This is a genomic window from Bibersteinia trehalosi, assembly GCF_004346205.1.
Classification (GTDB): Bacteria; Pseudomonadota; Gammaproteobacteria; order Enterobacterales; family Pasteurellaceae; genus Bibersteinia; species Bibersteinia trehalosi.
Genome location: NZ_SMAM01000008.1, coordinates 1 through 25,629, shown reverse-complemented (window position 1 = coordinate 25,629; position 25,629 = coordinate 1). Strand labels below are relative to the sequence as shown.

Genomic DNA, 25,629 nt, shown 5'->3' with positions numbered 1-25,629 from the left:
TCAAATGAAATTAGCTAAACTCATATTAAGTATGATGATGTTCACAACAACACTTTCCGCTCATTCTGTCCCCTTGGTGCGTTATTTTGAATTAACAACCGAGCCGAGCCAGCAAGCGGCATTTGATGCGGTGGGCGTGCATAATCTTTCAACCTCGATTGAAACCGAAAACGGCACTCTGGCAATGTACGCCTTAAAACACAGTGAACAACCGAATTTAAATTATGTGTTTGAAATCTATCAAGATGAAGCCGCTTACCAAATTCACGCTCAATCTCCGCAATTTAAGCAATTTGTCGAGGTAGCGAAAACCGCTGTTGTTGGGCGAAAAGTGGTGGAGACCGATCCACAATTTTTAGCCGAAAAAGCAGAGCCCCTTCGCCTCACCCAACATCAGCTAAAAGTGAATTTTGCCGAAGTGCAAGTGAAACCAGAATGGAACGATCAATTCAAAGCAATTGTGTTAGATGAAATGCAACAATCTCTTGCCAAAGAGCAGGGCGTGTTAGCAATGTATGCGGTAACCCTTAAAGATCAGCCGAACGAATGGCGTTTTTTTGAAATCTACACCGATGAAAACGCCTATTCTGCCCATCGAGCCAGCGAGCATTTTCAACACTATCTTTCCGCCACTTCTGAAATGGTTAGTGAGAAAAAGCTTATCCGCTTGCAAGGCGGTACTTTGATGAACAAAGGCGGAATGCAGTTTGTAGCGAAGTAAAAAACAACACAAGCGGTCTGGTTTTGCAGAAAATTTGCAAAAGTTGACCGCTTGTTTTAAGTCACTTTCAACGAATCAATCACTACTCGCAAAGCTGGGGATACATTGCGGTGCGGATAGTAAAGATATAGCGCAGGTAACGATTGGCAATGCTCTGAAAATAGCGTGATTAAACTGCCATTTGCTACTTCATTTTCCACTAACATTTCAGGCAGATAAGCAATGCCTAGTCCCTGTAATGTGGCTGTTTTTATCGCAAAATCATCATTAAAAATCCATTGGCAAGGCGGTGTAATTTTGATGGTTTCACCATTTTGCTGAAATTCCCACGCATATAATTGCCCATTAGTGAGGCGATAGCCTAAGCCTTGATATTGGGTTAAATCGCTTAATGTTTTGGGAAAACCGTGTTGAGCCAAATAATCAGGGCGAGCAACTAAGACCATTTTCATCGGATCGCTAATTTTTACCGCAATCATTCCCTCGCCTACATCGCTGCCTAATCGTACCCCCGCATCAAAGCCCTCTGCAATAATATCCACAAAATGATTTTCTGAAATCAGTTCTAGCAGAATATCAGGGTATTGTTGGCGAAAATGAGCCAGTTTTGGGATTAAAATTTGCTCCACTACTTGCAATCCTGCGTTAATCCGTACTAAGCCACTCGGTGCGTTGCGGTAATGGGCAAGTAGTTCAAGCTCGTGATTGAGTTTAGCAAAGCTCTGTTCGGCAGTGCGGAAAAGCTGTTCTCCTGCGTGAGTGAGCGAGACTTGTCTTGTCGTCCGTATAAACAGTTGTAAACCTAAACGCTCTTCCAACAAACGAATGGTTTTGCTTAATGCTGGCGGAGATACTCCTAATTTCATTGCAGCACGGCTAAAATTTTTTTCCTGTGCTACAGTAAGGAAAGTATATAAATCGTTGTAATTTTCTCGCATAAAACCCTCTCATTAATAACCATAGGTTAATAGTTTATCAACTTTTCAGCGTATTATCATTTTATTCTTAACTTCTATAATAAGTGTCACGTAAATAGTGACTTATTTTCTTTTTTTAGGAGTTTTAGATGAAATTAAAAAAATTGACCACCGCATTGATTTTAGGCTCAACAGTATTTGGAGGAATCGCTATGGCAAATCAATCTGTAACCGTCATTGAAGTCCCGGCACAAAGGATTCAACTCACCCAAGAATGGGATAAAGTCTTTCCAAAATCCGATAAAGTGGAACACCGTAAAGTCACTTTTAAAAACCGTTTTGGCATTACCTTAGCCGCTGATCTGTATATGCCGAAAAATGCGACAGGCAAATTACCTGCGATTGCCGTTGCTGGCGCATTTGGTGCGGTAAAAGAGCAGATTTCAGGCTTATATGCACAAACCCTTGCTGAACGTGGTTTTATTACCGTTGCCTTTGACCCGTCTTACACCGGCGAGAGTTCAGGCTTGCCGCGTAATACCGCCTCACCTGAAATTAACACCGAAGATTTTTCGGCAGCGGTGGATTTCTTAGGTATATTGGAAAACGTTGATCGTGAAAAAATCGGTATTTTAGGCATTTGCGGTTGGGGCGGTTTTGCTTTAAATGCCGCCATTGCTGATCCTCGCATTAAAGCGGTGGCAACCAGCACCATGTATGATATGACACGTGTAATGGCGAATGGCTACAATGACAGCGTCGATAATAACGCCAGAATGGAAATGCGTAAGGCGGTAAATAACGCTCGCTGGGTATCCGCTCAACATGATTACGCCGATGTCGGTGAACCGGACAAACATCTTACCCCACAAGATCAAATTACAGCGGATACGCCGCAATTTGTAAAAGAGTATTCCGACTATTATAAAACAGAACGTGGTTTCCATACGCGTTCGGTAAATTCAAATAGTGCGTGGTCAACCGTAATGACGGCTTCGTTCATCAATATGCCGATTTTACAACGGGCGGACGAACTACGCACTCCGGCGTTAATCGTGCACGGCGAAAATGCGCACAGCCGTTATTTCTCCGAAGATGCGTTTAAAGCATTAGGCAGCAAAGATAAAGAGCTTTATATTGTACCGAATGCCACCCACGTTGATCTCTACGACGACAAAGCGGGTAAAATCCCTTACGACAAATTTGAAGCCTTTTTCAAAGCAAAATTGAACTGAACGCAACTGAACACCGCTGATCCCAATATACAAAAAGCGATCTGCGTGCGTTACTATTATCACTGTCGTTAAAACAAGCGGTCGTTTTTGAGTAAAATTTTGCAAAAAAATGACCGCTTGGCGTGTATATGAAAAAAGTATTATTGGGGCTTTTCGCCTTTTCTTCCCCTATTTGGGCAAACCAAACGATGAACATTTTAATCCAAACCGATAATCCGAATAGCGTGATTAAAGCGACCCTTGCCGATAACGATACCGCAAGGGATTTTTACCGCACTCTGCCGTTAGAAATCCGCCTAGAAAATTATGCAGGTGTAGAGAAAATTGGTTACGATTTACCGAAACTTTCCACCAAAAATTCCCCCAAAGGCTACGCAGGGCAAGCAGGCGATCTCACTTATTACGCCCCTTGGGGAAATCTAGCCATCTTTACCGAAAACTCTCACGTCGGTTATGCCAATGGGCTCATTTATGTTGGTAAAATCACGCAAGGCCTAGCGGAATTAAAAGCCTTGCCGGATAACGCAAAGGTGCGGATTACGGCGGAATAACTGCTAAAATCAGACCTTCAACGCTTCAATCAATGCTTTTAATAATGGTGAGGGGTGGCGATTAGGATAGTATAGATAGTAAGGGGGATAACTGATCGCCCAATCATCTAATATAGAGACCAGCTCTCCATTGGCAAGATAATGCCCAACTGCTGAACGCTCAATCCAAACAATGCCTAAACCGTCTAAGCACGCGTTAATCGCTGTATAGGGATCGTTTACAATAATTCCGCCTTGTTGTACCCACACTGTTTTTTCGTGATTATCAGGCGAGATAAATTCCCAATTTAATAATCCGCCTAAGGTCGGTAAACGAAAGCGAATGCCTTTATGAGCGGTTAAATCTGATGGCTGGTGTGGTACTCCGTTTTCTGCTAAATAAGCTGGGGAAGCTACGCAACACATAGTATTAGACTCGGAAATTTTTACCGCAACCACATCATTATTCAACACATCACCGGTGCGAATCCCTGCATCAAAACGCTCTTTGATAATATCCACAAACCGCATATCTACTGATAATTCCAGCGTCATATTCGGATTTTGTTTGCAAAACTGGCTGAATTTTTCTCGCAATGCCGTATTGATTGCATGCGGCGTGCCAGTAATACGTAAAGTCCCTCGTAGCTGATTTTGGCTACTTAACACTTCACTGATTTTCTGATCGATGTTCTGAAACAGCGGAGCCACTTGCTGGAATAACTGTTCACCGATATCTGTAGTTGCCACCTTGCGAGTAGAGCGATGAAATAGACGAGTACCGAATTGGCGTTCTAATTGGCTAATACTCTGGCTCACCGCCGAGCGAGAAACGCCTAACTGAGCCGCCGCTTTGGTAAAACTTTCCGTTTCTGCCACCAATAAAAAAGTGCGTAAGTCTTGATGATTTTCAAACATAAACAAACCTATTGGTTAGAATTTCTAACCACTGTATCTTAAAATCACTCTCTTATCAATCTAATTAAAAACCATCACTCAATGTAACCGTGATTGAAGCTTTTCGGCAGAAACAAGTTGATTATTAGGTTAAAACTTATTATCAATTTGTGATTACTCATCTTATCATTGTCAATCCTATCATTATAATGTTCGTCATCTCAACGCAGAAGGACAACACAATGAAAAACGTATTGATTATTTCCGGACACCCGAATTTAAAAAACTCGGTGGCAACAGCTACGATTATGGAAGAATTAGCAACCTTGCTACCACAAGCAGAAATCCGCAAATTAGACGAGCTACATCAGCATTATGAATTTGATATTCAGGCAGAGCAAAAAGCGATTGAACAAGCCGATGTGATTATTTGGCAAGTGCCGTTTTATTGGTATGCCATGCCAGCATTGATGAAAAAATGGCTTGATGACGTGTTCCATCACGGCTTTGCCCACGGATCTACCGCCAAAATTGGCGGTAAAAAATTGTTAGTCTCTATTACCACAGGCGCACCAGCAGAGCTTTACCAAAAAGAGGGCTTTTTTCAGCACGAAATGAGTGAATATCTGGTTGGATTTGAAACCACTGCGACCCTTTGCCAATTAGATTATCAAGGGGCAATGTGGCTTAATGGTGTGAGTTATGTCGGACGTGATGAAGCCAAAACCCGACAACAGCAAGCAGAGGCTCGCCAATACGCCCGCCAACTTGCCGAAAAAATTCAATCACTTTAAGGAGCAACCGTGTATATCATCAATATCGCATTAAAAATGGATAAAATTCCAACCGAACAAGCGGAGCAAATGTTTGCAGAACATCGTGCGTGGTTTGCTCGCTATTTTGAACAAGGTAATTTTTTGATGTTAGGCCCTTACCTCGATCAAGCACACGCGGGTGTCATTATTGCACAGGCGGAAAGCCGTGAAGCGTTAGATAAAATCCTTGCCGAAGATATCTATTTTCCTAATTTAGCGGATTATGAAGTGCGTGAGTTTAAAGATGCAATGAGCAAACTCAGTTAGCCAATTTCACCCCATTAGTGTAAAATTGCATTGATGAAAAGCCCTAAAATTAACAGTGATAACAATGTGTTAATTTTAGGGCTATTTTTATAGAGTATGTAATTACCAATTCTTCCCTTGAATGCTTTCTACCAAAAAATCTAAAAAAGTCCGCACACTTAATGGCAGATGATGACGAGAAGGATAAAGTGCATAAAGTTGATAAACTGGCAATGTCCACTCGGTTAAAATCGCTTTAAGTCGCTGTTCGGCTAAATGTTGATTTAAAAGATATTTCGGTAACATCGCAATGCCATTTCCGGCTAAAACGGCATTTAATAACGTTTGTGTATCGTTAGTGGTAAAAGGGCTGGTCAATTCAATCATCATTTCTTGATTATCCCGATAAAATTTCCACGCTTTGCGATTGATATTCGCATGAGCTAAAAAGCGGAATTGGCTCAGCTCAACGGGTGAATGCGGTTCGCCTTGTGCAAGATAATCAGGACTTGCAACCAAGAGTGAATGACATTCGCCTAAATGGCGAGCGATAAGGTTAGGATCTGGGGTATTCGTAAAGCGAATGGCTAAATCAATCCGCTCTTCCACTAAATCTACCGCTTTATCAGAAAGATGAAGCTGAATATGTAATTTAGGGTGCTGTGCCATAAATTGTTGCACAATCTGCAATAATTCTGTACTGCCAAACATCGGTTCTGCCGCAATGCGTAATGTGCCACGCAATTCTCCCGAACGAGCCAATAGATTTTGCTCCATTTCTTCGGTTAAATTTGCCATTTTTCTACAATACTCTATCGCTTGTTCCCCTGCTTCGGTAAGGGATACTTTACGAGTCGTACGTTGTAACAGGCGAGCATTAAACCACTCCTCCAACAATACTACCGCACGGCTTACCATTGGTTTGGAAAGATCTAATCGCTCTGCTGTGGCAGTAAAACTACCTGTTTCGGCAATCGTGAGAAAAATGTTAATTGCTTGTATTCTATCCATCTTCTATTTTGTTTCAATTTTTGAATCAATTATATTCAAAAACCGCTATTTTTCCCATTTTTTATTTCACTATAATGCCCTCATCAAGTCGTTTGGTGGGCGTTGTTACTGACCAAACAAAATCAATCAACAAAAGGAAATCAAAAATGAAAAAATTACTCCTAGCAACTTTAATGATGAGTGCCAGCATCGCCAATGCGTTAGAAATCAAAACCTATTCAGCCGATGAAAACAGCTTTTCTGTGCAATCCACATTGGTAATGGGTGAAAAAGAAGCAATTTTAATTGATAGTGGCTTTACTCGTGCCGATGCGATGCGAATTGCAGCAAACATTTTGGATAGCAAAAAAACATTAAGCACCATTTTAGTGAGCAATGCCGATCCTGATTACTATTTTGGAGTGGCGACACTCAAAGAAATTTTCCCTGATGTCAAAGTAGTGGCATCGCCTGCGGTGTTAGAAAAAATTGAAAGCAAGGTAGAAACGAAATTGAGCGTTTGGTCGCCAAGAATGGGTGAAAATGCCCCGAAAAATGTGGTGCTTCCAGAAGCAATGAAAGAGACTGTTTTGACGCTTGATGGCGAAAAAATTGAACTGCGTGGCACAACAGGCGAACTGGCACACCGCCCTTATGTTTGGATTCCATCACTCAAAACCATTACCGGCAATGTAGGCGTATTTAATGATATGCACTTATGGCTTGCCGACACACAAACCGTACAATCACGTCAAGCGTGGTTGGCTCAACTTGATGAAATGATTGCTTTAAATCCTGAAAATATCGTGGCAGGACATTCATTCAAAGGCAAAGTGAGTGATAAAACAACCCTTGAATTTAATAAGGCTTATTTACAAAAATATGAGCAAGTTTTAGCCGAAAGCAAAGACAGTGGCGAAGTGATTACCAAAATGAAACAGGCATATCCAACCTTAGCCGCTGAAAGTAATCTTGGCTTAGGAGCAAAAGTAAATAAAGGCGAAATGAAATGGTAATTTGCCCTTTATATAGCGTAAAAAATCTCTCAAATTAAGGAATAAAAATGAAAAAATTACTGTTAACCGCAACCGCACTTTTCACTGCTTTCTCTGCAATGGCAGCAACCACGCCTGAGCAAAATAAACAAAACGCATTGGCATTTTATGAAATGGCGTTTAATCAGCACAAGGTAAAAGAAGCGACCGAAAAATACATTGGTGCGGAATATCTGCAACATAACCCAACAGTAAAAGATGGTGGGCAAGCCTTTATTGATGCGTTTGAACCATTTTTAAAAGCACACCCAAAATCAAAAGCAGAAATTAAACGTGTGGTGGCAGATGGCGATTTAGTGATGTTGCACGTTCACAGCACAATGGACGAAAACGACCGTGGCGAAGCGGTGGTGGATATTTTCCGTTTTGATGAAAACGGCAAAATTGTGGAACACTGGGACGTTATCCAAGCAGTGCCAGAAAAAACCGAAAGCGGTCGTTCAATGTTTTAATTAGGAGTGCAAAATGCCTTACGTTAATTTAAAAATTGGCGGAAAAACGCTACAAGATATTCGAGATGGGAAATAGTATGAAACTGCTCTATCTCTTCGATCCACTTTGTGGCTGGTGCTACGGCAGCTCGCCTGCGGTGCGTAAATTAGCGAAGCAATTTGAGCTATCAGCATTTGCCACAGGTTTATTTGCCGATGGCGGTCGTCAAATGAATGCCACATTTGCCCAACACGCTTGGGCAAACGACCAGCGTATCGCCCAACTCACTGGGCAACCTTTTAGCGAAAAATATTATCAACAAATTTTGCAAGGCTGTGGCGAGTTCAATTCCCGAGCGTTGAGCAACGCTTGTTTCGCCCTATTGGAGCAAGGCAGTGAAACGATGTTGAATGTTCTTGCCGAGTTGCAAAAAGCCCGTTATGTAGAAGGAAAAGACACTAGCCAAAGTGAAGTTGTCCGCCAAATTCTGCAAAATCTGGGACAAAGTGCGGTGGCGGAAACCTTTGATTTAGCCGAAAATCAGGCAAAAACCACCGATTGGATCGCACAAGCTCAAGCCATTGCTGCTCAATTCGGCGTGCAAGGCGTACCGTGTTTGTTTGCTGAAACCGAGCAAGGTTGGGTCAATGTGCCAAGCCAGTTGCTCTACCAAAATGCAGAAAATGCGGTGGAAAATCTGAAAAATTGGTTATATCGGTTATAAAAATTATGTACAAGCGGTGAATTTCTCAGGGAATTTTGCAAAAAATCCAGTGAAATTGACCGCTTGTTTATCTATTTATTCAAGGAGTTCAAGCAACACAATGACTCATAGCAATTCTAAATTCTTTTTGGTTTTACTACTTGGCGTACTCTCGGCATTTGGGCCTTTTGTGGTGGATCTTTATTTACCTGCCTTACCACAACTTGCCGAGTTTTTTCACACCAGTACATCAATGACCCAACTCACGCTAACCACAGCAATGATCGGCTTAGCGGTAGGGCAACTCTTATTAGGCCCGATTAGTGATAAATTTGGGCGGAAAAAACCGCTGATTCTCTCGCTTTTGATCTACATTATCAGCACCATCGCTATTATGTTTTCACCCAATATAGAAACGATGATTATATTGCGAGTACTTCAAGGCTTATCTTCTGCGGGAAGTGTGGTGATTTCTCGAGCGGTCGCCACCGACTTATATCGTGGGCGAGAAATGACTCGCTTTTTTGGCTTACTCATGACGATTAACGGACTTGCCCCTATCATTTCACCGATATTAGGCAGCTTGTTGTTAGAATACATTAACTGGCAAGGCATTTTTGCATTTCTTACCTTTATTGGTGTCGCTGTTACGTTATTCAGCTTACGCTTAAAAGAGAGCCTAGCATTAGAAAATCGCTTACAAGGCTCGGTGATTTCCGTGTTTGGCTCATTTCGCAAAATCATCAAAAACCGTGTATTTATGCAATTTGTTGGCATAGAAACCTTTCTATTTGGTGCAATGTTTGCCTATATTGCCGCCTCACCTTTTATCTTACAAAGTGTTTATAGTTTATCTGCATTCGCATTTAGCCTCTGCTTCGGTGCAAATGGCACAGCATTAGTGCTTGGCTCAAATTTTGGCAGCAGACTTTCTAACCGTATCGCACTGAAATGGGGAGTACTTGGTTTCTGTTTCGCTGTCGTTTATACCGCTGCAATGTTGCTAATTCAACCACACTGGCTTTTAGTTGAGCTTGGTTTTTTCTTTACGCTGCTCATGATGGGTTTACCATTGCCCGCTATTTCATCACTGGCAATGGAAAGTGAACGAGAATATGCTGGTGCAGCTTCGGCACTACTTGGCTTTGCCCCATTTTTTCTGGGAGGCATTGTTTCACCATTAGTCGGTATTGGCGATATATTCTATGCCTGTGCGATAGTGATGCTGCTCTGTGCCATCATTGGATTTGGGTTATATTGGTCTGTGAAAGATCAAATTAAAAATGAGACATAAGAGAAAGAGCTAGTGCAAGCATTGTTTCAATATATAAAACAATCTTATTCATAAATCGCTATTTTTCCCGATTTTTATTTCACTATAATGCACAAAATCAATTATCCATAAGGAATTAACATGACTTTTTTACAAAAATTACAACCTCAAATTTTAGCATTCGTTCGCATTTTAACTGGCTATGCCTTTTTACTACACGGCACAGCGAAATTCTTTGAATTTCCATTTTCAATGACAAATGGCAATGGTTCAGTGCAATTGATGTCTATTTTCGGTTTAGCTGGGATCTTAGAATTAGTGGGTGGTGTACTGATTATTTTAGGTTTATTCACCCGAGTAACTGCTTTTATTTTATCTGGACAAATGGCTGTCGCCTATTTTATGTTCCATTTCTCCTTCCTACCTCTCACCAACGGCGGCGAACCAGCTATGTTGTTTAGTTTAATCTTTTTAATGCTAGCGGCATTTGGTGGCGGAGCGTGGAGCTTGGATAATCGCTTTACCCAAAATAAATAAAAAACATTTTCAAAAGACCGCTTGCGATTTGCAAGCGGTCTTTTTTTGCCTAACATTTACCAAATCATCATCGTTGCCAGCTTTTTCCCTGCGCGAATTTTTCGCCTAAAAAATCCATCACTGCTTGCACATTGGCGGAACGATAGCTACTTTGTGGGGTTAAAAAAGCGATATAAATCTCTTCTAAATCACTGGAAATGGACATATCAGGCAATATCGGAACAAGTTTACCTGCTTGGATCTCATCGGCGACTGCCCAATCTGGCATCATCAGCAAGCCACCACCTTTAATCGCCATTTCAATCAAACTCGGGGCATTGTTGCTGACAAAATAAGGTTTCGCCTCTCTCACAATCCCTTGCTCGCCAAATCGCCAGTGTAAAATGCCGAATTGTCCACGATAAAACAGACCACGATAGTGGGGCAAATCGTCAATCGTACAAGGCGTACCATATTTGGCTAAGAAATCAGGCGAAGCTACAAGATAATGTTTCTGCTTGGCGATGATTTTCATTTTGAGATTACTGTCCACAAGACTGGCAATGCGAATAATCAAATCTACATTTTGGCTATACGGATCAACAAAATCATCGGATTGAGTCAGATGAATTTCCAATTTCGGGTAGCGAGCTTGCAAGGCACACAAATGCGGCACAATCTGCTTTTGCCCGAAAAATGTCGGGACGTTAATGCTTACTATCCCAGCTGGTTCTTGATTAGCTTGCTGTAATTCATCAGAGAGTAATTGATATTGATTTAACAGCGTTTGAGCGTGCTGAGCAAAACGTTCGCCTGCTTGGGTCAAAATCATTGAACGAGTATTACGATAAAACAGCGTTTGCCCAAAATCATCTTCTAACTGTTTAATTTGCCGAGAAATCACCGAACTCGCTACATCATAATGGCGAGCAACTTCGGAAAAATTTTTTTCTTTGGCAACCGCAAGGAAAATCTCTAAGGCATGAAAAGTGGTATTTTTACGGTTCATTTGTGTGTTTTATGCAAAGGTGTTTTGTGATTGATGTTATTTTAGCAGGTTTAAATTCCCGTTAAAATTGCGTTGTTTTATGAATATCACCTTTTAAGGAAACAGAATGAGCAAACAGATCCAATTTACCCAAACAGGCACACCCGATGTTTTACATATTGTGGATGTACAAACATCTGCACCAAAAACAGACGAAGTACAAATTCAAATGCAAGTACTAGGCTTAAACCGTGCAGAAGCAATGTATCGCTCTGGTGCTTATGTGATTGAGCCTGTTTTTCCTGCCACAATGGGTTATGAAGGAGCTGGCGTGGTAACGGCAGTGGGCGACAAAGTCAGTGAATTTTCGGTTGGCGATAAAGTGAGCGTGATTCCTTCTTTTATGTTTACCGAATATGGCACTTACGGCGAAATCGTGAATATGCCAAAACACGCTGTGGTTAAACACCCTGACAATCTTTCAATGGAGCAAGCTGCGGCAAGTTGGATGGCGTTTGTTACCGCCTACGGTGGGTTAATTGAATTTGGCAAAGTAAAAGCAGGCGATTTTGTAGTATTGGGTGCAGCGACAAGTTCAGTCGGCTTAGCTGCTATTCAAATTGCTAAAATGCAGGGGGCAACGGTGATTGCTCTGTCTCGCACCCACGCCAAAGGCGATATTTTACTGGAAAAAGGAGCGGACTTCGTGCTTGCCACCAAAGAAGATGATATCACCGCTAAACTGCTTGAAATCACCAACGGTAAAGGCGTGAATATGGTGTTTGATCCTGTGGGCGGAAAAGAAGCAGCTGCTATCATCAATGCAATGGCACAAGAGGGCAACTATATTATCTATGGTGCATTAAGCCATGATGATATTGCTGTGCCTGTTTTCCCAATTTTGGGCAAACATTTAACCGTGCGTGGCTATGAGCTGTTTGAAATCACTACCGTACCTGAAAAACTCGCACAAGCGAAACAATTCGTCTTTGAGGGCTTAGCAAGCGGTCAGTTAAAGCCTGAAATTGACAAAATCTTTGCCTTTGAAGAGATGGTGCAAGCTCACGAGTATATGGAAAGTAATGCACAAATGGGGAAAATTTTAGTAAAAATCTAACGTTTAAACCAAATACCGCTTGGATTTAACGCCAAGCGGTGTTTTTGTGTGGAAATTTTGCAAAATTCAAGCCGTCTGCACCGCCTTGATGATCTCGCCTAATTCCGCCCACACTTGGCGAATAGGCACAGGCAAATCCTGTTTAAAATAGTATTGCCACGTTTGTAACATTAAATGAGCCACCATTTCACCTTGATAATCCAACTGCTTATGCGGAAATTGTTTTTGTTGTTTGGCGATGTAATGGTTTTTTAACAGCAAAAACATATCGTCCCACAGATGATGCCGTTTGGTTTTAATCGTCCAAAGTGCCAAAATCACTCGGCGTTTTTCATAAAATTTGGGCAAAAGTATCTCAATAAATTCATTTAAATTATCAAGATTTACTCTTTCATCAATCAAATCGGTATATTCGGCTTTCAGTTCACTAATCATCGCCCCTGCCAAATCGCTTTTGCCTGAATAATATTTGTAAAAAGTATTTCTATTGACCAAAGCTCTATCCAAAATCTCTTGCACGGCGATGTTTTCATAGGTTTTTTCTTGTAGCAATTCCACAAAAGCGGTGCGAATGACCTTATGCGTTTTTTGTACTCGCAAATCTTGTTTTTCAGACGGCATAACGATTTTGCTCCAATTTATCTATTTAATAGTACAGATTTTAAAATTTGTCATCTTATTGTAGCAGTTTTGGGCAATTTTGACCGTTTTTATTGTGTAATTTCTCTCTTAAAATAAACACATACCACTTTTATTGAAGAGAAATTAAAATGACACAAAAACAATCACTTCACCTAAATATCGGCAGATGGATATTAATCGGCATTATGTTTGTACTCACTGCCTACTTGTATTTTGCCCCTGAAATGCAAGCACCGCTCGGGCCGCTGTTTGCGATGATGATAGCCGTATTTGCTTTTTGGCACGGTTTTGAGCGTTTTGGCGTCAAAAATATGCTGATTTTCTTTTTTATTACTTGGATTATCAGCCATTTTTTTGAGTCGCTTAGTATTTCCACAGGTTTTCCGTTTGGCTATTATCACTACGAAAAATTGCCCGGCCCAAGAATTGCCAATGTGCCATTGATGATTATGCCTGCCTATTTTGCAATGGGTTATACCTCTTATATTCTCGGACAGGTCTTAACAGGGCAATATGGCAAAAAACTTCAAGGAATTCAGATGATTATCACTCCATTGATTGCTACCTTTATTATGGTAATGTGGGATTTGGTGATGGATCCGTTGGCGGCAACCATTAACCAATCTTGGATATGGAAAGAAAATGGTGCTTATTTTGGCGTGCCATTGTCTAATTTTGCTGGTTGGTTTTTTGTGGTGTATCTGTTTATGCAGCTTTTTTCACTCTATCTTGCCAAATTTGATAACGAACTGAAAACCTACAACAAAGCGTTTTGGCTGGAAGCGGTTGCGGTATATGGCATTAAAGGTTTGTCGTTTATCATTCCTGCTTTTGTACTGGAAACACACCCCGAAATCAATGGCTCAATGGCATTGGTAACGGTATTTACAATGATGTTTGTAACCTTGCTTTGTGCCATTCATATTTTGACAATGCCTCATCGTCTTAACGATTAGCCGTTATGGATAAATAAAACCCACCGCTTGTTTTGAGTTAAACATCAGACAAGCGGTGTTTTTTATTGGCAAACTTTTCAGCAGGCAGCCCCAAAAAACTTAATTTGTAATTCATTCTCATTTTTTGCTAAAGTGGCGGTTATTTTAAGTTGAAGTTTAAAATGAAAAAATCCTTAATCGCCCTAGCATTATCGCTTGCCTTAACTGCCTGTCAAACAATGCCGGCAGACACGCATTCAAATGCAAAAGCCGAATTTGACAAAGCTGTCTCTTTATACCAAGCCCAAGATTATCAAACCGCCAAACCCTTGTTTGAACAAAGCACCCATCTAAAAGCCAAGCGTTATTTGGGTTTGATGTATCTAAACGGTCAAGGCGTGGCAAAAGACGAAACCAAAGCCTTTGATTATTTCAAGCAGGCAAGCGAACAAGGCGACATCACTTCGCAATATTGGCTTGGGTTTTGTTATGAAAATGGCATTGGTACGCCAAAGGACTTAAATCAAGCAATGAGTTGGTATCAAAAATCCGCCCAAAGGGGCGACCACGTCAGCCAGCCTGCGATAGATGCCCTAAAACGCCTAAACACTCAACCTTAATTTTGGAATTTTTATGAAAAAACTTCTCTTAACCACCGCACTTTTGGCAAGTTTGACCGCTTGCCAAACGCCTGTTTCTAAGTCCCTCGTTTCCCAAGCACAAACAACCGCCCAAGCCAGCATTTGGGATAGAGAATTGTATGGCGGCGCAGACAAATCCTACGACAGCGAGCTTTTGGCACAGCGAGAAATGCTGGCAGCAAAATTTACCCAACTAGAATTTCAAGACCTCAAAACAGGCAAAACACTTGCCTATAATCTTTACATTCCCAAAAATCTTGACCCAAACAAAAAATATCCGCTGGTGTTGTTTATGGCGGACGCAAGCACCGCAGGCAAAGGCATAAAAGCCCCGTTAATGCAGGGCTGGGGCGGGATTATTTGGGCGACTGACGAAAATCAGGCCAAAAATCCCGCTTTTGTACTGGTGCCGGCATTCAGCGAAAAAGCGGTTTATGACGATTGGACTACCCGCCCCGAGGTGGCGATGACGCTGGATTTGGTCAAACAAACGCTTGATGATTACCCCATTGACCGCAATCGGGTTTACACCACAGGTCAGTCTATGGGCGGTATGATTTCCTTTTATTTCAACAGTATCGAGCCGGATTTGTTTACCGCTTCGTATTTTGTCGGCTCAAAGTGGGACATCAACGTTTTAAAACCGCTGGAAAAAAACAAATGGATTTTTACCCTTGCCGACGGCGATTTGGGGGCGGTCAAAACCCACGGCGAATTAACCGCCATGCTTAAAGCCGACAAGGTGGCGTTTGAACAGCTCAATTTGTCGGCAAAACTGCCCCAAAGCGAGCAAAACGCCAAAGTGTCGGCACTGCTTGCCAAAGGCAGCCCGATTAATATCGTTTATTTTGACAAAGGCACGGTTCTGCCCGAGGGCAACACGATGACCAAAGGCGGCGAGCATATGTATTCGTTTGATTATGCCTACAAACTTGCCCCCGCCCGTGAATGGCTGTTAATGCAGAGCAAGGGGGCGAAAGGGGTAATCACCGCCGATAAAATGCAAGCGAAACAACTGCTTGACCAAGCCGTTGCCCTGTATAACCAAAAAGACTACACGCAGGCGATGCAGGCCTTTATCCGAGCCGATGAAGCGGAGCATATCAAATCCAAACGCTATATCGGTCTGATGTATTTAAACGGTCAGGGCGTGGCAAAAGACGAACGCAAAGCCTTTGATAATTTCAAACAGGCAGGCGAACAGGGCGACATTACGTCGCAATACTGGCTGGGCTATTGCTATGAAAACGGTATCGGCACGGCAAAAGCGTTAAATCAAGCGATTGTGTGGTACAAAAAATCCGCACAAAGAGGCGATCATGTTAGTCAGCCGGCGATGGACGCTTTAAAAAGATTAAAAGTCAGCCCTTAATATAAGGAGAAGCAGTATGAAAAAACACCAATACCGCATTACGGTGGATTATCTTGCCGACCGCGACGGCAGCCCCGTTGAAGCCCCGCCGTTGGTATTTGAAGCCCCTAACCACGACAATCTGTTTGAGCTTTTGGAAAAAGTCAAACAAATGCACCCCGACATCAGCGGACAGGATTTAAGCCGTTTTCTGATCGGCTTGAAACTGTTTAGCGAAGTCTGCTTGGAAAATCGTGATAACGCATTTTTTAGTCAATTTTCCCCCTATATTAAAGACATCATGATGACAGTAAAGGGCAAAAAATAATTTTACCCCATCAACTTTGGAAAAATATGTTATGAAGAAACTCATCTTTACAACCGCTTTTTTAGCATTTTTAACCGCCTGCCAAGCCCCTGCTTCCCAGAGTGCAGGTCAAGCCCAAGGTGAAAACCCTGCTTGGGATTCCCAATACGGCGGGGCGGACAAATCCTACGACACCGAGCTGTTGGCACAGCGAGAAGAATTAGCAAGCCGTTTTCAAGTGTTTGAATACACCGACAAAAACGGCGTGAAAATCAGCTATAACCTGTACACCCCTCAAAACCTTGACCCCAACAAAAAATACCCGCTGGTCATGTTTATCGCCGATGCCTCCACCTCGGGCAAAGGTGCCAAAGCCCCGTTAATGCAGGGCTGGGGCGGGATTATCTGGGCGACGGACGAAAATCAGGCGAAAAATCCTGCCTTCGTGCTGGTGCCCGCCTACGAAAAAGGGGCGGTGAACGACAGTTGGGAGACTTCCGAGCAGGTAAAAGTTACCGCCAATCTGGTGCGTGAGGTGATGGCGAAATACCCCGTTGATAACAAACGGGTTTACGCCACAGGTCAGTCTATGGGCGGTATGATTTCGTTTTATCTGAACAGCACCGAGCCCGATTTGTTTACCGCCTCTATGTTTGTCGGAAGTCAATGGGACATCAATGTGTTAAAACCACTAACAAATGCCAAGTTTATTTACACTGTTTCCGCTGCTGACCCAAAAGCCTCTATCGGAATGAAAGAAGTGATGGGTTTAATGCAGCAAAATAGCGTACCGATTGCTGAAACTGAATTTTCTGCTTTGTTGCCAAAAGATGCGCAAAATCAGAAAGTTGCTGAAATTTTAACACAAGGTAAACCCGCCAACTTTATCCGCTTTACACCCAACACCGTTGTGCCAAAAGGCGTAACCCACAAAGGGGGCGAGCATATGTATTCGTTTGATTATGCTTATCAATTAGATGCCGCTCGAGAATGGCTATTATCGCAAAGTAAATAATGCGAATAGTGAAGGCACCGCTTAAATAAATTCAAGCGGTGTTTTTTATGATAATTTTTGCAAATTTCTCAACGTTTGCATTGCCAATGTCGCTTTTTCATAAGGCACAAAAATATGGTCGTGATAATTCCCTGCGACCACATTGCAACTAATCCCCACATTACCTAACGCTGTGGCAAAAGCCGCTGTTAATCCCACTGCGGCAAGATCAGAATGTACGGCCAAACTAATCCACGCACATTTAAACTGAGCTTGTAAACCGTATTCCGCCACCGTCTCTTCATTTATCACAACCGATAGCCCCTCTTCTTCACGAATCGTTGCAATGATTTTTGCAAGTGGTAAATCATCGTCATGATTGAGTGTGGCAAAATAATAAACCCCATCATTTAATTTTGGGGTCATTGTGCGTAAAAGTTCGTTTAAATTACTGATCGCTTGGGACATCTCATACTCCGAAAATAAAAGTGCAATAATATGCTGTTTTGATATATTGAGCAAAGCATACTTTTACCCAACCTTTGCAAATTTTGCAAAACTGTTTCCCAATTGCATCTATTTTTCTCATCAATCTTATTCCTTAAAATACGCCTATTACACATCAGATAGGAATACGAAATGACGACGCAATCTCCTGCTTTTTCTCAAGTTTTTCAACAAGATAAATTAACCTTAGGCTTAATCGCCCCTTTTAAAGGCTATGCAGATACACCTTTTCCTGATATTTCCGATTTAGGCGATTTAGCGGAATTGGCCGATCAATTAGGTTTTTCCGCATTATGGCTGCGAGACGTGCCTTTTTACGATCCCCATTTTGGCGATGTGGGGCAAGGGTTAGATCCTTTTGTCGCATTAGGCTATTTAGCGGCACGCACCAAAAATATCGCACTGGGTACAGCAGGCATTGTCTCGCCTCTTCGTTCACCAGCTCATATCGCTAAATCGGCGACCAGTGTGGATAATTTAACGCAAGGGCGATTTATTTTGGGCTTATCCTCTGGCGATAGACCCGTAGAGTACCCTGCATTTAACGAAAATTTTGAAAATCGTGCTGAGCGTTTTCGGGAGAGTTTTGATTTAATCCGCACACTCACTGATCCAAAAACACAGGATTTTCCACTGTTCAAAGGCAAACATTACGGTAGCTTAACAGGCGATATTGACACCTATCCCAAAGTAAAAAACCGCCTGCCGATGGTGGCGATCGGGCGGGCAAGGCAAGAATTTGATTGGCTGGCGAATACCCCCGATGCGTGGATTTGGCACGGGGTAAATCCTGCCAATACCGCTAAAATTATTGCTCAGTTACAAGAGTTAAACCAAGATGGCATTTGGCGTCCTTTCGGTTACGCCAATTTTGTGGAATTGTTAGAAGATCCAAATGCACCTGCTCAGCTTTATAACAACATCTACTTGCGTGGTGGAGCAAATGGTTTACGAGAATTTTGGCAAGAGCAGAAAGAACAAGGCTTAGCACACGTAACGATCAATCTCAAACCTACCACTCGCCCAGCGAAAGAGGTATTACAAGATTTAGCCGAAAATGTGTTAGCAAAATTATGATGAAAAGAGACCGCTTGTAAGCGGTCTTTTTCTGCACACGATTTGACAATACCCTTTCTCCCATTATAATGCGTTCACATTTTTAAACCTATAAGCCAATATGAACGAACAAACCTATGCTATGCAGTTGATGAAAGATTGCATTCCCATTTTTACCGTTTTAGCTGATGAAAATCGTCATCTAATTTTAAAACTTTTACTGGATCGGGGAGCAATGAATGTCAATCAAATTACAGAACAGCTACATCTTTCTCGCCCTGCGGTGTCGCATCATCTAAAAATCATGTTGCAGGCAAATGCGGTGAACGTTGAGCAAATTGGCAAAGAGCGTTTTTATCGTTTAGCAATGAAAGAAGAGATTGAGAAAATAGGCAAGCTGGTTGAGTTGATGAGACAGTATTGCCCAAGCCAATCCGCATAGTATTACGGGTGCAGCCATTGCACCTTTTATTTTGATAAATAAGTTTACGTTTTTAAACATATAAACATTATGGAGATTTTTATGTTATTTCAACCCTTTACTTTCCCCAACGGCCAAACCGCTAAAAACCGTTTTTTTAAATCAGCAATGGAAGAGCAACTTGCGAAAAATGACCGCCCTACGCCACATTTGGTAAATCTTTATCGCACTTGGGCAAAAGGTGGGGCTGGTGTATTGGTTACAGGGAATGTGATGGTAAGCCGTCAAGGAAAAGGCTCGATCAATGATGTTGTCATTTCTGATGAGAGCGATTTAACTACTCTTAAAGCGTGGGCAGAAGCGGGTAAAACCGATAATACGTTGTTGATTATGCAAATTAACCACGCAGGTAAACAGTCGCCCAACGTTATCAATCCTACCCCTGTTGCTCCTAGTGCTGTTCCTTTGGTGGGAATGGACGGCTTTATCAATCCGCCTCGTGCATTACAAGCGGTAGAAATTCAACAAATTATTGCAGAATTTATCCGCACGGCTCAAATTGCGGAAAAAGCTGGATTTAGCGGTGTGCAAATTCACGCCGCACACGGCTATTTAATTAGCCAATTTCTCTCCCCTCATCATAACCAACGTAGTGATGAATGGGGTGGTAGTTTAGCTAATCGTATGCGATTTTTGGTTGAAATTTATCAAGGGATCCGTGCCAATGTGAGGCAAGATTTTCTCGTAGGGGTAAAATTGAATTCAGCTGATTTTCAAAAAGGCGGTTTTGATGAAACAGAAAGCATTCAAGTTGTGCAAAAACTGTCGGTATTAGGCATTGATTTCATTGAGATTTCAGGCGGAAACTATGAAAGCCCTGCGATGCTTGCCGAGAAATCTAACACTCGTCAGCGAGAAGCTTTTTTTATTGATTATGCGGAAAAAGCGAGAAAAGTCAGCCAAGTACCGCTAATTATTACAGGCGGATTTAGAAGTGAAGCGGCAATGAATGATGCCCTAGCCAGTGGTCATTTAGATTTTGTCGGCATGGCGAGACCCTTTGCCTTGCTGCCAGATTTGCCGAATCAAATCCAAAATGGCACTTATCAAACCCTAGCTACACACCGCATTCAAACGGGCTTTGCACCCATTGATAAAAAGCTCGGGGCAATGCTGGAAATGAATTGGTATATGGCTCAAATGGCATTGATGGGGCAAGGAAAATTGCCTAATCCCAAATTATCCGCATGGAAAGTGTTATTCAAATCGCTGTGGGAAAACGGCAAGGCAGGGCTGAGAACGGGAAGAAGCTAAATGAAAATAACGGCTCGCTCCTCTGTTTTCGCAATGGGGCGAGCCTTAAAATCAATGAGCTTAGACAAGCGGTGGATTTTGGCGAGAAATCTGCAAATAATCATAACATTCTTTGATGTCATTTCCATTTATGGAAACCATCTTTCCATTAAAATAGATTGCACGCAATTAAATTTAGATCTATTATATATTCATTCCTTACTTAAATCAGGAGAAAAATAATGAATAGCAAAATTATTGAAAAATTAAACGAACTATTAGCGGTATATCAAATGGCAAACATTCAGCATCAAACACACTTAGTATTGGTGCGTGCGTGGGGCTATGAAAAATTGGCAGAGACAATGGCAGCTCATATTGATGATGAGCCAGAAACGATCATCAATTTACAAAATCGTATTTTGGATTTAGGTGGTGAAATTGCTTACACTTTGCCACAACCTACTTTTGGTACAGATATTGCCAGTGCATTTGAAGCTGATTTGAAATTACAAATTGACGCTCGCCCTCGTTTAAATGAAGTGATTGAGCTTTTCCAAGCAGAGCACGATGCCACCTCTCGTGTGTTGGTGGAAGGGATTTTAAAAGATGAAGAAGAGCATTTAGCGTGGTTAGAAGCGGAAATGAGCTTGTTAGACCGTTTGGGCGATCAGCTTTATTTAGCGGCAAGAGCGTAACAAGCGGTTTAAATACCATAAAAATTTGCAAACAAGGATACTCATTATGCGTCAATTTGATAAAGATTATTTAACCAATCCATTTAAACAAGCCGTGACTAATCATCAAGTGCAGGTTGGTTTTGCGCTCAGTTCAGGTTCAGCAACGGTCGCTGAAATTGTGGCAGGTTCGGGCTTTGATTTCCTTTGGATTGATGGCGAACACGGGCCAAATACGCTTGAAACTGTTCTTGCTCAGGCAAGAGCGATTGCGGCTTACGATAGCCACGTAGTCGTTCGCTCATTAGAAAGCGACCGCGCGTTAATTAAACAGCTCCTTGATGCAGGCATTCAATCTATTATTGCCCCGATGATTGAAACAGGCGAGCAAGCCAAATATATCGCAGAATCTATGTATTATCCGCCAAAAGGCAAGCGTGGATTTGGGGCACCGGGCGCAAGAGCAGGACGTTGGGGACGCATTCCAGATTATGCTGCAAGCGGTGAGCAACATCTATTCCTTGCACTACAAATTGAGAGCAAATTAGGTGTGCAAAATGCCGAAGCGATTGCCAAAACCGAAGGGGTAGATGCTATTTTCTTAGGCCCTGCTGATTTGGCGGTGGATATGGGCTATTATGGTGATTTCTCTGGCGAAGAGATGCAAGCAACCATCAAAAAGCTGATTCAAGATATTCGTGGTTGGGGAAAACCAGTCGGTACTCTTGCAAGCTCGCCAGAAGAAGCACAACGCTACATTGAGTGGGGAGCAAGTTTCGTGGTGGTTGGTGCTGATGTCTTTGCGCTTGCCCACGTTGCAGACAGCACCGCAGAAACATATCGTGTGTTAAAAGGTTAATTTCATTCAATTATTCATTTTTAGAAGGAACATTGTATGGCTAACATTTTAGTGATTTCAGCACATCAAAATTTAAATCATTCAACAAGTAATCGTTTGATTTTAGATGAATTGGAACAAGGCTTAGGTTCACAAGTGAGTATTCGCCGTTTAAGTGAACTTTATCCTGACTTTAACATTGATGTTAGTGCAGAGCAGCAAGCCCTGCTGGAAGCGGATGTTGTCGTATTGCAATACCCAATTTTTTGGTATAACACCCCTGCGATTTTGAAAAAATGGCTTGATGACGTGTGGACATACGGCTTTGCTTATGGTGAAGGCGGTGATAAGTTGAAAGGTAAGAAATTATTGGTTTCTACCACCACAGGCGGTGTTAAAGAGGTTTACACTGATGAAGTAATGGGCAAAATAGACGACCTGCTTAAGCCAATGAAAAGTTCAGCGATTTATGCAAGTTTTGAATGGCTTGAACCAGAGGTGAGCTATGCGCAACTTTACATTCCAAACGTGCATACAGAAGCGGATTTAGCCAATGTTCAAGCTAACGCCAAAGCACACGCCGCACGAGTAATTGCTAAGTTAGCAAACCTATAAAAGTATCTTTTTTACCTTTGCAAGCGGTGGCTTTTTCGCAAAATTTTGCTAAAAATCTACCGCTTGTTGTTTATTGTTCGGAAAGCAAAATGAAATTATCAGCATTAAGCCTTGTGCCTATTCGTCAAGGGCAAACACATAAGCAAGCGATTGAAGCGATGTTGCGAGAAGTAAAATTAGCCGAAGAGTTAGGGTTTGAACGCTACTGGATTGCCGAGCATCACAACATTAAAGCCTATGCCAGCTCTGCGACACAAATTTTGCAGCATATCGACCGCATTAAAGTTGGGGCGGGCGGGGTAATGAGTCCGAACCATAGTCCACTTATTGCGTGGAACAATACGGCACATTAGCAACCTTGTATTCCAATCTACTACTAACATTTCCAACCTTCCGCATACTGACAGCAGCCCTATGTGATTTTATATTGGAATATTGCGATAGCCGATAGTGATGAAGAAGCGCATTCTAGTAAATAATTTAGAAATGCTTTATAAATCTTATAGGCTTATTCTCCGTTTGGTACTTTTAAGAAGGGTGTAAAAGTTAAAAGCATTCATATTTTTCAAAATTATATTGCGAACAATAAAAATAAGCGTATAATATTCCCCAATACGCAATGACAAACGTATAGTTCACTTTAAATTGTTTTTATTAAGGAATTACTATGAAAATTTTTTATCACACAAGTGCAACTGCAACAGGCGGTCGTGATGGACATACCCGTGTAGATGACGGTTCAATCGGCTTTGATTTAGTTGGTTTCCAAAACGAGAGCAGCAAAGAAGGAACTAACCCCGAGCAACTTTTTGCTATGGGGTACGCAGCATGCTTTGACAGTGCAATGAATCATGTTGCACCAACTTTGGGGATCAAACCAAGTAAATCCTCAACTAGTGTTGCAGTAGGTATTGGACAGAAAGCGGACGGTGCATTCTCATTAGATTTAGATATCACTATTACCGTAGCAGGAATTAGCGAAGCAGAAGCCCGTACATTAATTGAACGTGCACACGAAGTTTGTCCATATTCAAATGCGGTACGGGGCAATGTGGAAACTCGTTTACACGTAAATTTAATTCAATCTTTTGATTTGTAATTTAAGCGGTCGTTTTGGTAAAGAAATTTGCAAAACGACCGTTTTTATCTTTAGGCTAAAGGACGAAATTATGATTACATTACATTATTTGAAACAATCTTGTTCACACCGTATTGTTTGGCTCTTAGAAGAATTAGGGTTAGATTACGAGCTCAAAATTTATGATCGAGAGCCCGAAACTGGCTTTGCACCAGCTGAATTAAAAGCACAACATCCATTAGGTAAAGCTCCTGTATTACAAGATGGGAATTTAATACTCGCCGAGGGTAATGCAATTATTCAGCACCTGCTTGATCGCTACGATAATGGTAAACTCACTCCTCATCACAAAACTGACGACTACTCTTACTATCTTTATTGGCTCTCTATTTCTTCCTCACTATTCTCAGCAAATTTAGCACAACTCTTGGCAAAGCAAGGCGACCTAGGTGCATACAACGACTATGCTAAAATGCAAACAACACTTTATTTCAAGCATATTGAACAGACTCTCGCAGGTAAAAAATGGATTATAGGCGAACAATTGACTGGAGCTGATTTCTCGCTCAGCTTTCCATTACAATGGGGGAAAAATTATGTTGATCTGGCAGATTATCCAAATATTCAGCGTTACTTAGCACAAATTGAACAATACCCAAGCTATCTCCGAGCAAATCAAAAAGCAGCGATTCTAGACATGGGTGCATTTTAAACTAGATAAGCAATGCCACTTAAATTAAGCGGCATTGTTTTAAAGTAGAACAGCATTTACCCAAATATACTCAGGTTTAACTTTGCAAATTCTCTTTTGGCAGTCTGATAGCCTAAATTAAAAATAGCATCAAGTCGCTTACTTGATAATTCAAATACACTGTATTGATTAACGTCTTTGGGATTAATCAACCAGTCACAAAAACGATTCTGCATAGCAGAATTCTGTGACATCATAATTTCAATCGCACGCCATGCTGTTTGAGGAGCAAAAGCAAATTTGTTTGCTGGCTTATAGTCTAAACCGCAATCTAAATTTACCCCTATGACAAAATCACATCGCCCTTGAATTACATTAGCTGGAAAATTATTTAAAATACCACCATCGCTATATAATTTTCCTTCTACCATGATTGGAGAGAATACGCCAGGAAAAGCACAAGATGCAGCAACCGCTTCTTTCAATTTAGTTTGAGGGCTAAAAATCTTAGGTTTTGCCGTCTCAATATTTGTCGCAGAAATATAAACTTCTTTTGGTAAATCCCCCACCCTTAACTCACCAAATACTTGTTCTAAATAGACCATAAATTTTTCAGCATTTAATAATCCATTTTTGGCTAGGGAAAAATGGTGTACATTAAACAAATTAACCGAGCGGAAAAACTCTAATATCTCCCGAGGGCTTTTGCCTACAGCATATAGACTACTAATAAGAGCTCCTGCACTAGTGCCAGAAAAGAGCTGTGGCTCAATCTTCTGCTCTTGCAGAAACTGCAATACTCCTGCGTGAACCAACCCCTTATGTCCTCCGCCCGATAAAACTAAACCAATAGAATACTGTTGCATTTCGTTTCCTTCATTTCAGCTAGAGAACTCAATATAGCATATATGGATTTTCCTTAGCCAGAGAACGAATAGCCAGCTCGTAAATTTTAGAAAGTTTTACATTTCAGATATAAACAAACCGCTTGTATTCATTTATCACCAATAACAAGCGGTTTATTTTCACTAAAAATCTGCAAAAGTGTAGCGGATACGTAGCAGATACAATAAAACATTTCGGATAAACTCAAAACATCCATAAGCAAAAACCCCAAGCCTTGCGACTTGGGGTTCCTTAAATTAAAC

Annotated in this window: 31 protein-coding genes and 1 pseudogene; 25 read left to right on the top strand and 7 right to left on the bottom strand. The window is 41.6% G+C overall.

The features are described from left to right. Positions 1–4 precede the first annotated feature (4 nt). Positions 5–721 carry a putative quinol monooxygenase gene (locus EDC51_RS08790; protein ID WP_131928730.1) on the top strand — a complete coding sequence of 239 codons (717 nt, stop codon included), beginning with the start codon at positions 5–7 and terminating at the stop codon, positions 719–721. A gap of 56 nt (positions 722–777) precedes the next feature. Here EDC51_RS08790 and EDC51_RS08785 read toward each other — a convergent pair whose 3' ends face one another. Further along, the gene (locus tag EDC51_RS08785; protein ID WP_131928729.1) at positions 778–1,659 is read right to left on the bottom strand and encodes a LysR family transcriptional regulator; all 882 of its coding nucleotides are present in this window, start codon (positions 1,657–1,659) and stop codon (positions 778–780) included. 128 nt (positions 1,660–1,787) lie between these two features. Here EDC51_RS08785 and EDC51_RS08780 point away from each other — a divergent pair, with 128 nt between their 5' ends. Together EDC51_RS08780 and EDC51_RS08775 are read left to right on the top strand one after the other, a co-directional pair. Next, complete coding sequence (locus tag EDC51_RS08780; RefSeq protein WP_131928728.1) at positions 1,788–2,873, top strand: alpha/beta hydrolase; 1,086 nt, start codon at positions 1,788–1,790, stop codon at positions 2,871–2,873. Positions 2,874–3,001: 128 nt separating this feature from the next. Next, positions 3,002–3,424 (top strand): cyclophilin-like fold protein, encoded by a 423-nt coding sequence (locus tag EDC51_RS08775; RefSeq protein WP_170169285.1) that lies wholly within the window; start codon positions 3,002–3,004, stop codon positions 3,422–3,424. Between the two features lie 9 nt (positions 3,425–3,433). Here EDC51_RS08775 and EDC51_RS08770 read toward each other — a convergent pair whose 3' ends face one another. Further along, positions 3,434–4,321, bottom strand: a complete 888-nt coding sequence (locus EDC51_RS08770) for a LysR family transcriptional regulator (RefSeq protein WP_131928726.1) — start codon at positions 4,319–4,321, stop codon at positions 3,434–3,436. A 221-nt stretch (positions 4,322–4,542) separates the two neighbouring features. On the opposite strand from EDC51_RS08770, the gene EDC51_RS08765 reads away from it, so the two are divergent. After that, positions 4,543–5,094 (top strand): NAD(P)H-dependent oxidoreductase, encoded by a 552-nt coding sequence (locus tag EDC51_RS08765; protein ID WP_131928725.1) that lies wholly within the window; start codon positions 4,543–4,545, stop codon positions 5,092–5,094. Between the two features lie 9 nt (positions 5,095–5,103). Next, the gene (locus EDC51_RS08760) at positions 5,104–5,382 is read left to right on the top strand and encodes a YciI family protein (RefSeq protein WP_131928724.1); all 279 of its coding nucleotides are present in this window, start codon (positions 5,104–5,106) and stop codon (positions 5,380–5,382) included. Positions 5,383–5,484: 102 nt separating this feature from the next. On the opposite strand, the gene EDC51_RS08755 is transcribed toward EDC51_RS08760, so the two are convergent. After that, entirely contained in the window at positions 5,485–6,372 is an 888-nt protein-coding gene (locus EDC51_RS08755; protein ID WP_131928723.1) for a LysR family transcriptional regulator, read from the bottom strand. Positions 6,373–6,518: 146 nt separating this feature from the next. Here EDC51_RS08755 and EDC51_RS08750 point away from each other — a divergent pair, with 146 nt between their 5' ends. The 5 genes from EDC51_RS08750 to EDC51_RS08730 all read left to right on the top strand — a co-directional run bounded on the left by EDC51_RS08750 (position 6,519) and on the right by EDC51_RS08730 (position 10,351). Continuing rightward, positions 6,519–7,367, top strand: coding sequence for an MBL fold metallo-hydrolase (locus tag EDC51_RS08750; RefSeq protein ID WP_131928722.1), 849 nt, complete (start codon positions 6,519–6,521; stop codon positions 7,365–7,367). A gap of 47 nt (positions 7,368–7,414) precedes the next feature. Then, positions 7,415–7,858 carry a nuclear transport factor 2 family protein gene (locus EDC51_RS08745; RefSeq protein ID WP_131928721.1) on the top strand — a complete coding sequence of 148 codons (444 nt, stop codon included), beginning with the start codon at positions 7,415–7,417 and terminating at the stop codon, positions 7,856–7,858. Between the two features lie 77 nt (positions 7,859–7,935). Next, on the top strand, positions 7,936–8,562 hold the full coding sequence (locus EDC51_RS08740) for a DsbA family protein (protein ID WP_170169284.1): 627 nt from the start codon (positions 7,936–7,938) through the stop codon (positions 8,560–8,562). Between the two features lie 100 nt (positions 8,563–8,662). Next, positions 8,663–9,835, top strand: a complete 1,173-nt coding sequence (locus EDC51_RS08735; RefSeq protein WP_131928719.1) for a multidrug effflux MFS transporter — start codon at positions 8,663–8,665, stop codon at positions 9,833–9,835. A gap of 120 nt (positions 9,836–9,955) precedes the next feature. Further along, on the top strand, positions 9,956–10,351 hold the full coding sequence (locus tag EDC51_RS08730; protein ID WP_131928718.1) for a DoxX family protein: 396 nt from the start codon (positions 9,956–9,958) through the stop codon (positions 10,349–10,351). Positions 10,352–10,418: 67 nt separating this feature from the next. Here EDC51_RS08730 and EDC51_RS08725 read toward each other — a convergent pair whose 3' ends face one another. Then, positions 10,419–11,339 carry a LysR family transcriptional regulator gene (locus EDC51_RS08725; protein ID WP_131928717.1) on the bottom strand — a complete coding sequence of 307 codons (921 nt, stop codon included), beginning with the start codon at positions 11,337–11,339 and terminating at the stop codon, positions 10,419–10,421. Positions 11,340–11,445: 106 nt separating this feature from the next. Here EDC51_RS08725 and EDC51_RS08720 point away from each other — a divergent pair, with 106 nt between their 5' ends. Then, positions 11,446–12,435 carry a zinc-dependent alcohol dehydrogenase family protein gene (locus tag EDC51_RS08720; RefSeq protein ID WP_131928716.1) on the top strand — a complete coding sequence of 330 codons (990 nt, stop codon included), beginning with the start codon at positions 11,446–11,448 and terminating at the stop codon, positions 12,433–12,435. Positions 12,436–12,501: 66 nt separating this feature from the next. Here the strand turns inward: EDC51_RS08720 and EDC51_RS08715 are convergent, their stop codons facing one another. Beyond that, positions 12,502–13,056: a TetR/AcrR family transcriptional regulator gene (locus tag EDC51_RS08715; RefSeq protein WP_131928715.1), complete on the bottom strand. Its 555-nt coding sequence runs from the start codon at positions 13,054–13,056 to the stop codon at positions 12,502–12,504. A gap of 149 nt (positions 13,057–13,205) precedes the next feature. Between EDC51_RS08715 and EDC51_RS08710 the strand changes: the two genes are divergently transcribed. The 5 genes from EDC51_RS08710 to EDC51_RS08690 all read left to right on the top strand — a co-directional run bounded on the left by EDC51_RS08710 (position 13,206) and on the right by EDC51_RS08690 (position 17,326). Further along, complete coding sequence (locus EDC51_RS08710; protein WP_131928714.1) at positions 13,206–14,033, top strand: carotenoid biosynthesis protein; 828 nt, start codon at positions 13,206–13,208, stop codon at positions 14,031–14,033. A gap of 161 nt (positions 14,034–14,194) precedes the next feature. Then, positions 14,195–14,632, top strand: a complete 438-nt coding sequence (locus tag EDC51_RS08705) for a tetratricopeptide repeat protein (RefSeq protein ID WP_131928713.1) — start codon at positions 14,195–14,197, stop codon at positions 14,630–14,632. Positions 14,633–14,645: 13 nt separating this feature from the next. Continuing rightward, complete coding sequence (locus EDC51_RS08700) at positions 14,646–16,025, top strand: alpha/beta hydrolase-fold protein (protein WP_131928712.1); 1,380 nt, start codon at positions 14,646–14,648, stop codon at positions 16,023–16,025. A 16-nt stretch (positions 16,026–16,041) separates the two neighbouring features. Beyond that, entirely contained in the window at positions 16,042–16,332 is a 291-nt protein-coding gene (locus EDC51_RS08695) for a DUF3861 domain-containing protein (protein WP_131928711.1), read from the top strand. Between the two features lie 31 nt (positions 16,333–16,363). After that, entirely contained in the window at positions 16,364–17,326 is a 963-nt protein-coding gene (locus EDC51_RS08690; protein WP_025267486.1) for a carboxylesterase family protein, read from the top strand. Positions 17,327–17,371: 45 nt separating this feature from the next. Here the strand turns inward: EDC51_RS08690 and EDC51_RS08685 are convergent, their stop codons facing one another. Continuing rightward, entirely contained in the window at positions 17,372–17,773 is a 402-nt protein-coding gene (locus EDC51_RS08685) for an ACT domain-containing protein (protein WP_131928710.1), read from the bottom strand. Between the two features lie 171 nt (positions 17,774–17,944). Between EDC51_RS08685 and EDC51_RS08680 the strand changes: the two genes are divergently transcribed. The 9 genes and pseudogenes from EDC51_RS08680 (at position 17,945) to EDC51_RS08640 (ending at position 24,502) form a co-directional block, all read left to right on the top strand. Then, entirely contained in the window at positions 17,945–18,889 is a 945-nt protein-coding gene (locus tag EDC51_RS08680; protein ID WP_131928709.1) for a TIGR03571 family LLM class oxidoreductase, read from the top strand. A gap of 100 nt (positions 18,890–18,989) precedes the next feature. Continuing rightward, on the top strand, positions 18,990–19,310 hold the full coding sequence (locus tag EDC51_RS08675) for an ArsR/SmtB family transcription factor (protein ID WP_131928708.1): 321 nt from the start codon (positions 18,990–18,992) through the stop codon (positions 19,308–19,310). 81 nt (positions 19,311–19,391) lie between these two features. Further along, positions 19,392–20,603, top strand: coding sequence for an NADH:flavin oxidoreductase/NADH oxidase family protein (locus EDC51_RS08670; protein ID WP_131928707.1), 1,212 nt, complete (start codon positions 19,392–19,394; stop codon positions 20,601–20,603). Positions 20,604–20,824: 221 nt separating this feature from the next. Beyond that, entirely contained in the window at positions 20,825–21,280 is a 456-nt protein-coding gene (locus tag EDC51_RS08665) for a ferritin-like domain-containing protein (RefSeq protein ID WP_131928706.1), read from the top strand. 46 nt (positions 21,281–21,326) lie between these two features. Next, entirely contained in the window at positions 21,327–22,118 is a 792-nt protein-coding gene (locus EDC51_RS08660) for an HpcH/HpaI aldolase family protein (protein WP_131928705.1), read from the top strand. A gap of 36 nt (positions 22,119–22,154) precedes the next feature. Continuing rightward, complete coding sequence (locus tag EDC51_RS08655) at positions 22,155–22,712, top strand: NAD(P)H-dependent oxidoreductase (protein WP_131928704.1); 558 nt, start codon at positions 22,155–22,157, stop codon at positions 22,710–22,712. Between the two features lie 89 nt (positions 22,713–22,801). Next, positions 22,802–23,082: pseudogene (locus EDC51_RS08650) on the top strand (LLM class flavin-dependent oxidoreductase); the annotation flags it as partial. A 297-nt stretch (positions 23,083–23,379) separates the two neighbouring features. Further along, positions 23,380–23,811 (top strand): organic hydroperoxide resistance protein, encoded by a 432-nt coding sequence (locus EDC51_RS08645; RefSeq protein ID WP_131928703.1) that lies wholly within the window; start codon positions 23,380–23,382, stop codon positions 23,809–23,811. Between the two features lie 70 nt (positions 23,812–23,881). After that, entirely contained in the window at positions 23,882–24,502 is a 621-nt protein-coding gene (locus EDC51_RS08640; protein ID WP_131928702.1) for a glutathione S-transferase family protein, read from the top strand. Between the two features lie 56 nt (positions 24,503–24,558). On the opposite strand, the gene EDC51_RS08635 is transcribed toward EDC51_RS08640, so the two are convergent. After that, positions 24,559–25,347, bottom strand: coding sequence for a patatin-like phospholipase family protein (locus tag EDC51_RS08635; protein WP_131928701.1), 789 nt, complete (start codon positions 25,345–25,347; stop codon positions 24,559–24,561). Positions 25,348–25,629: the final 282 nt, after the last annotated feature.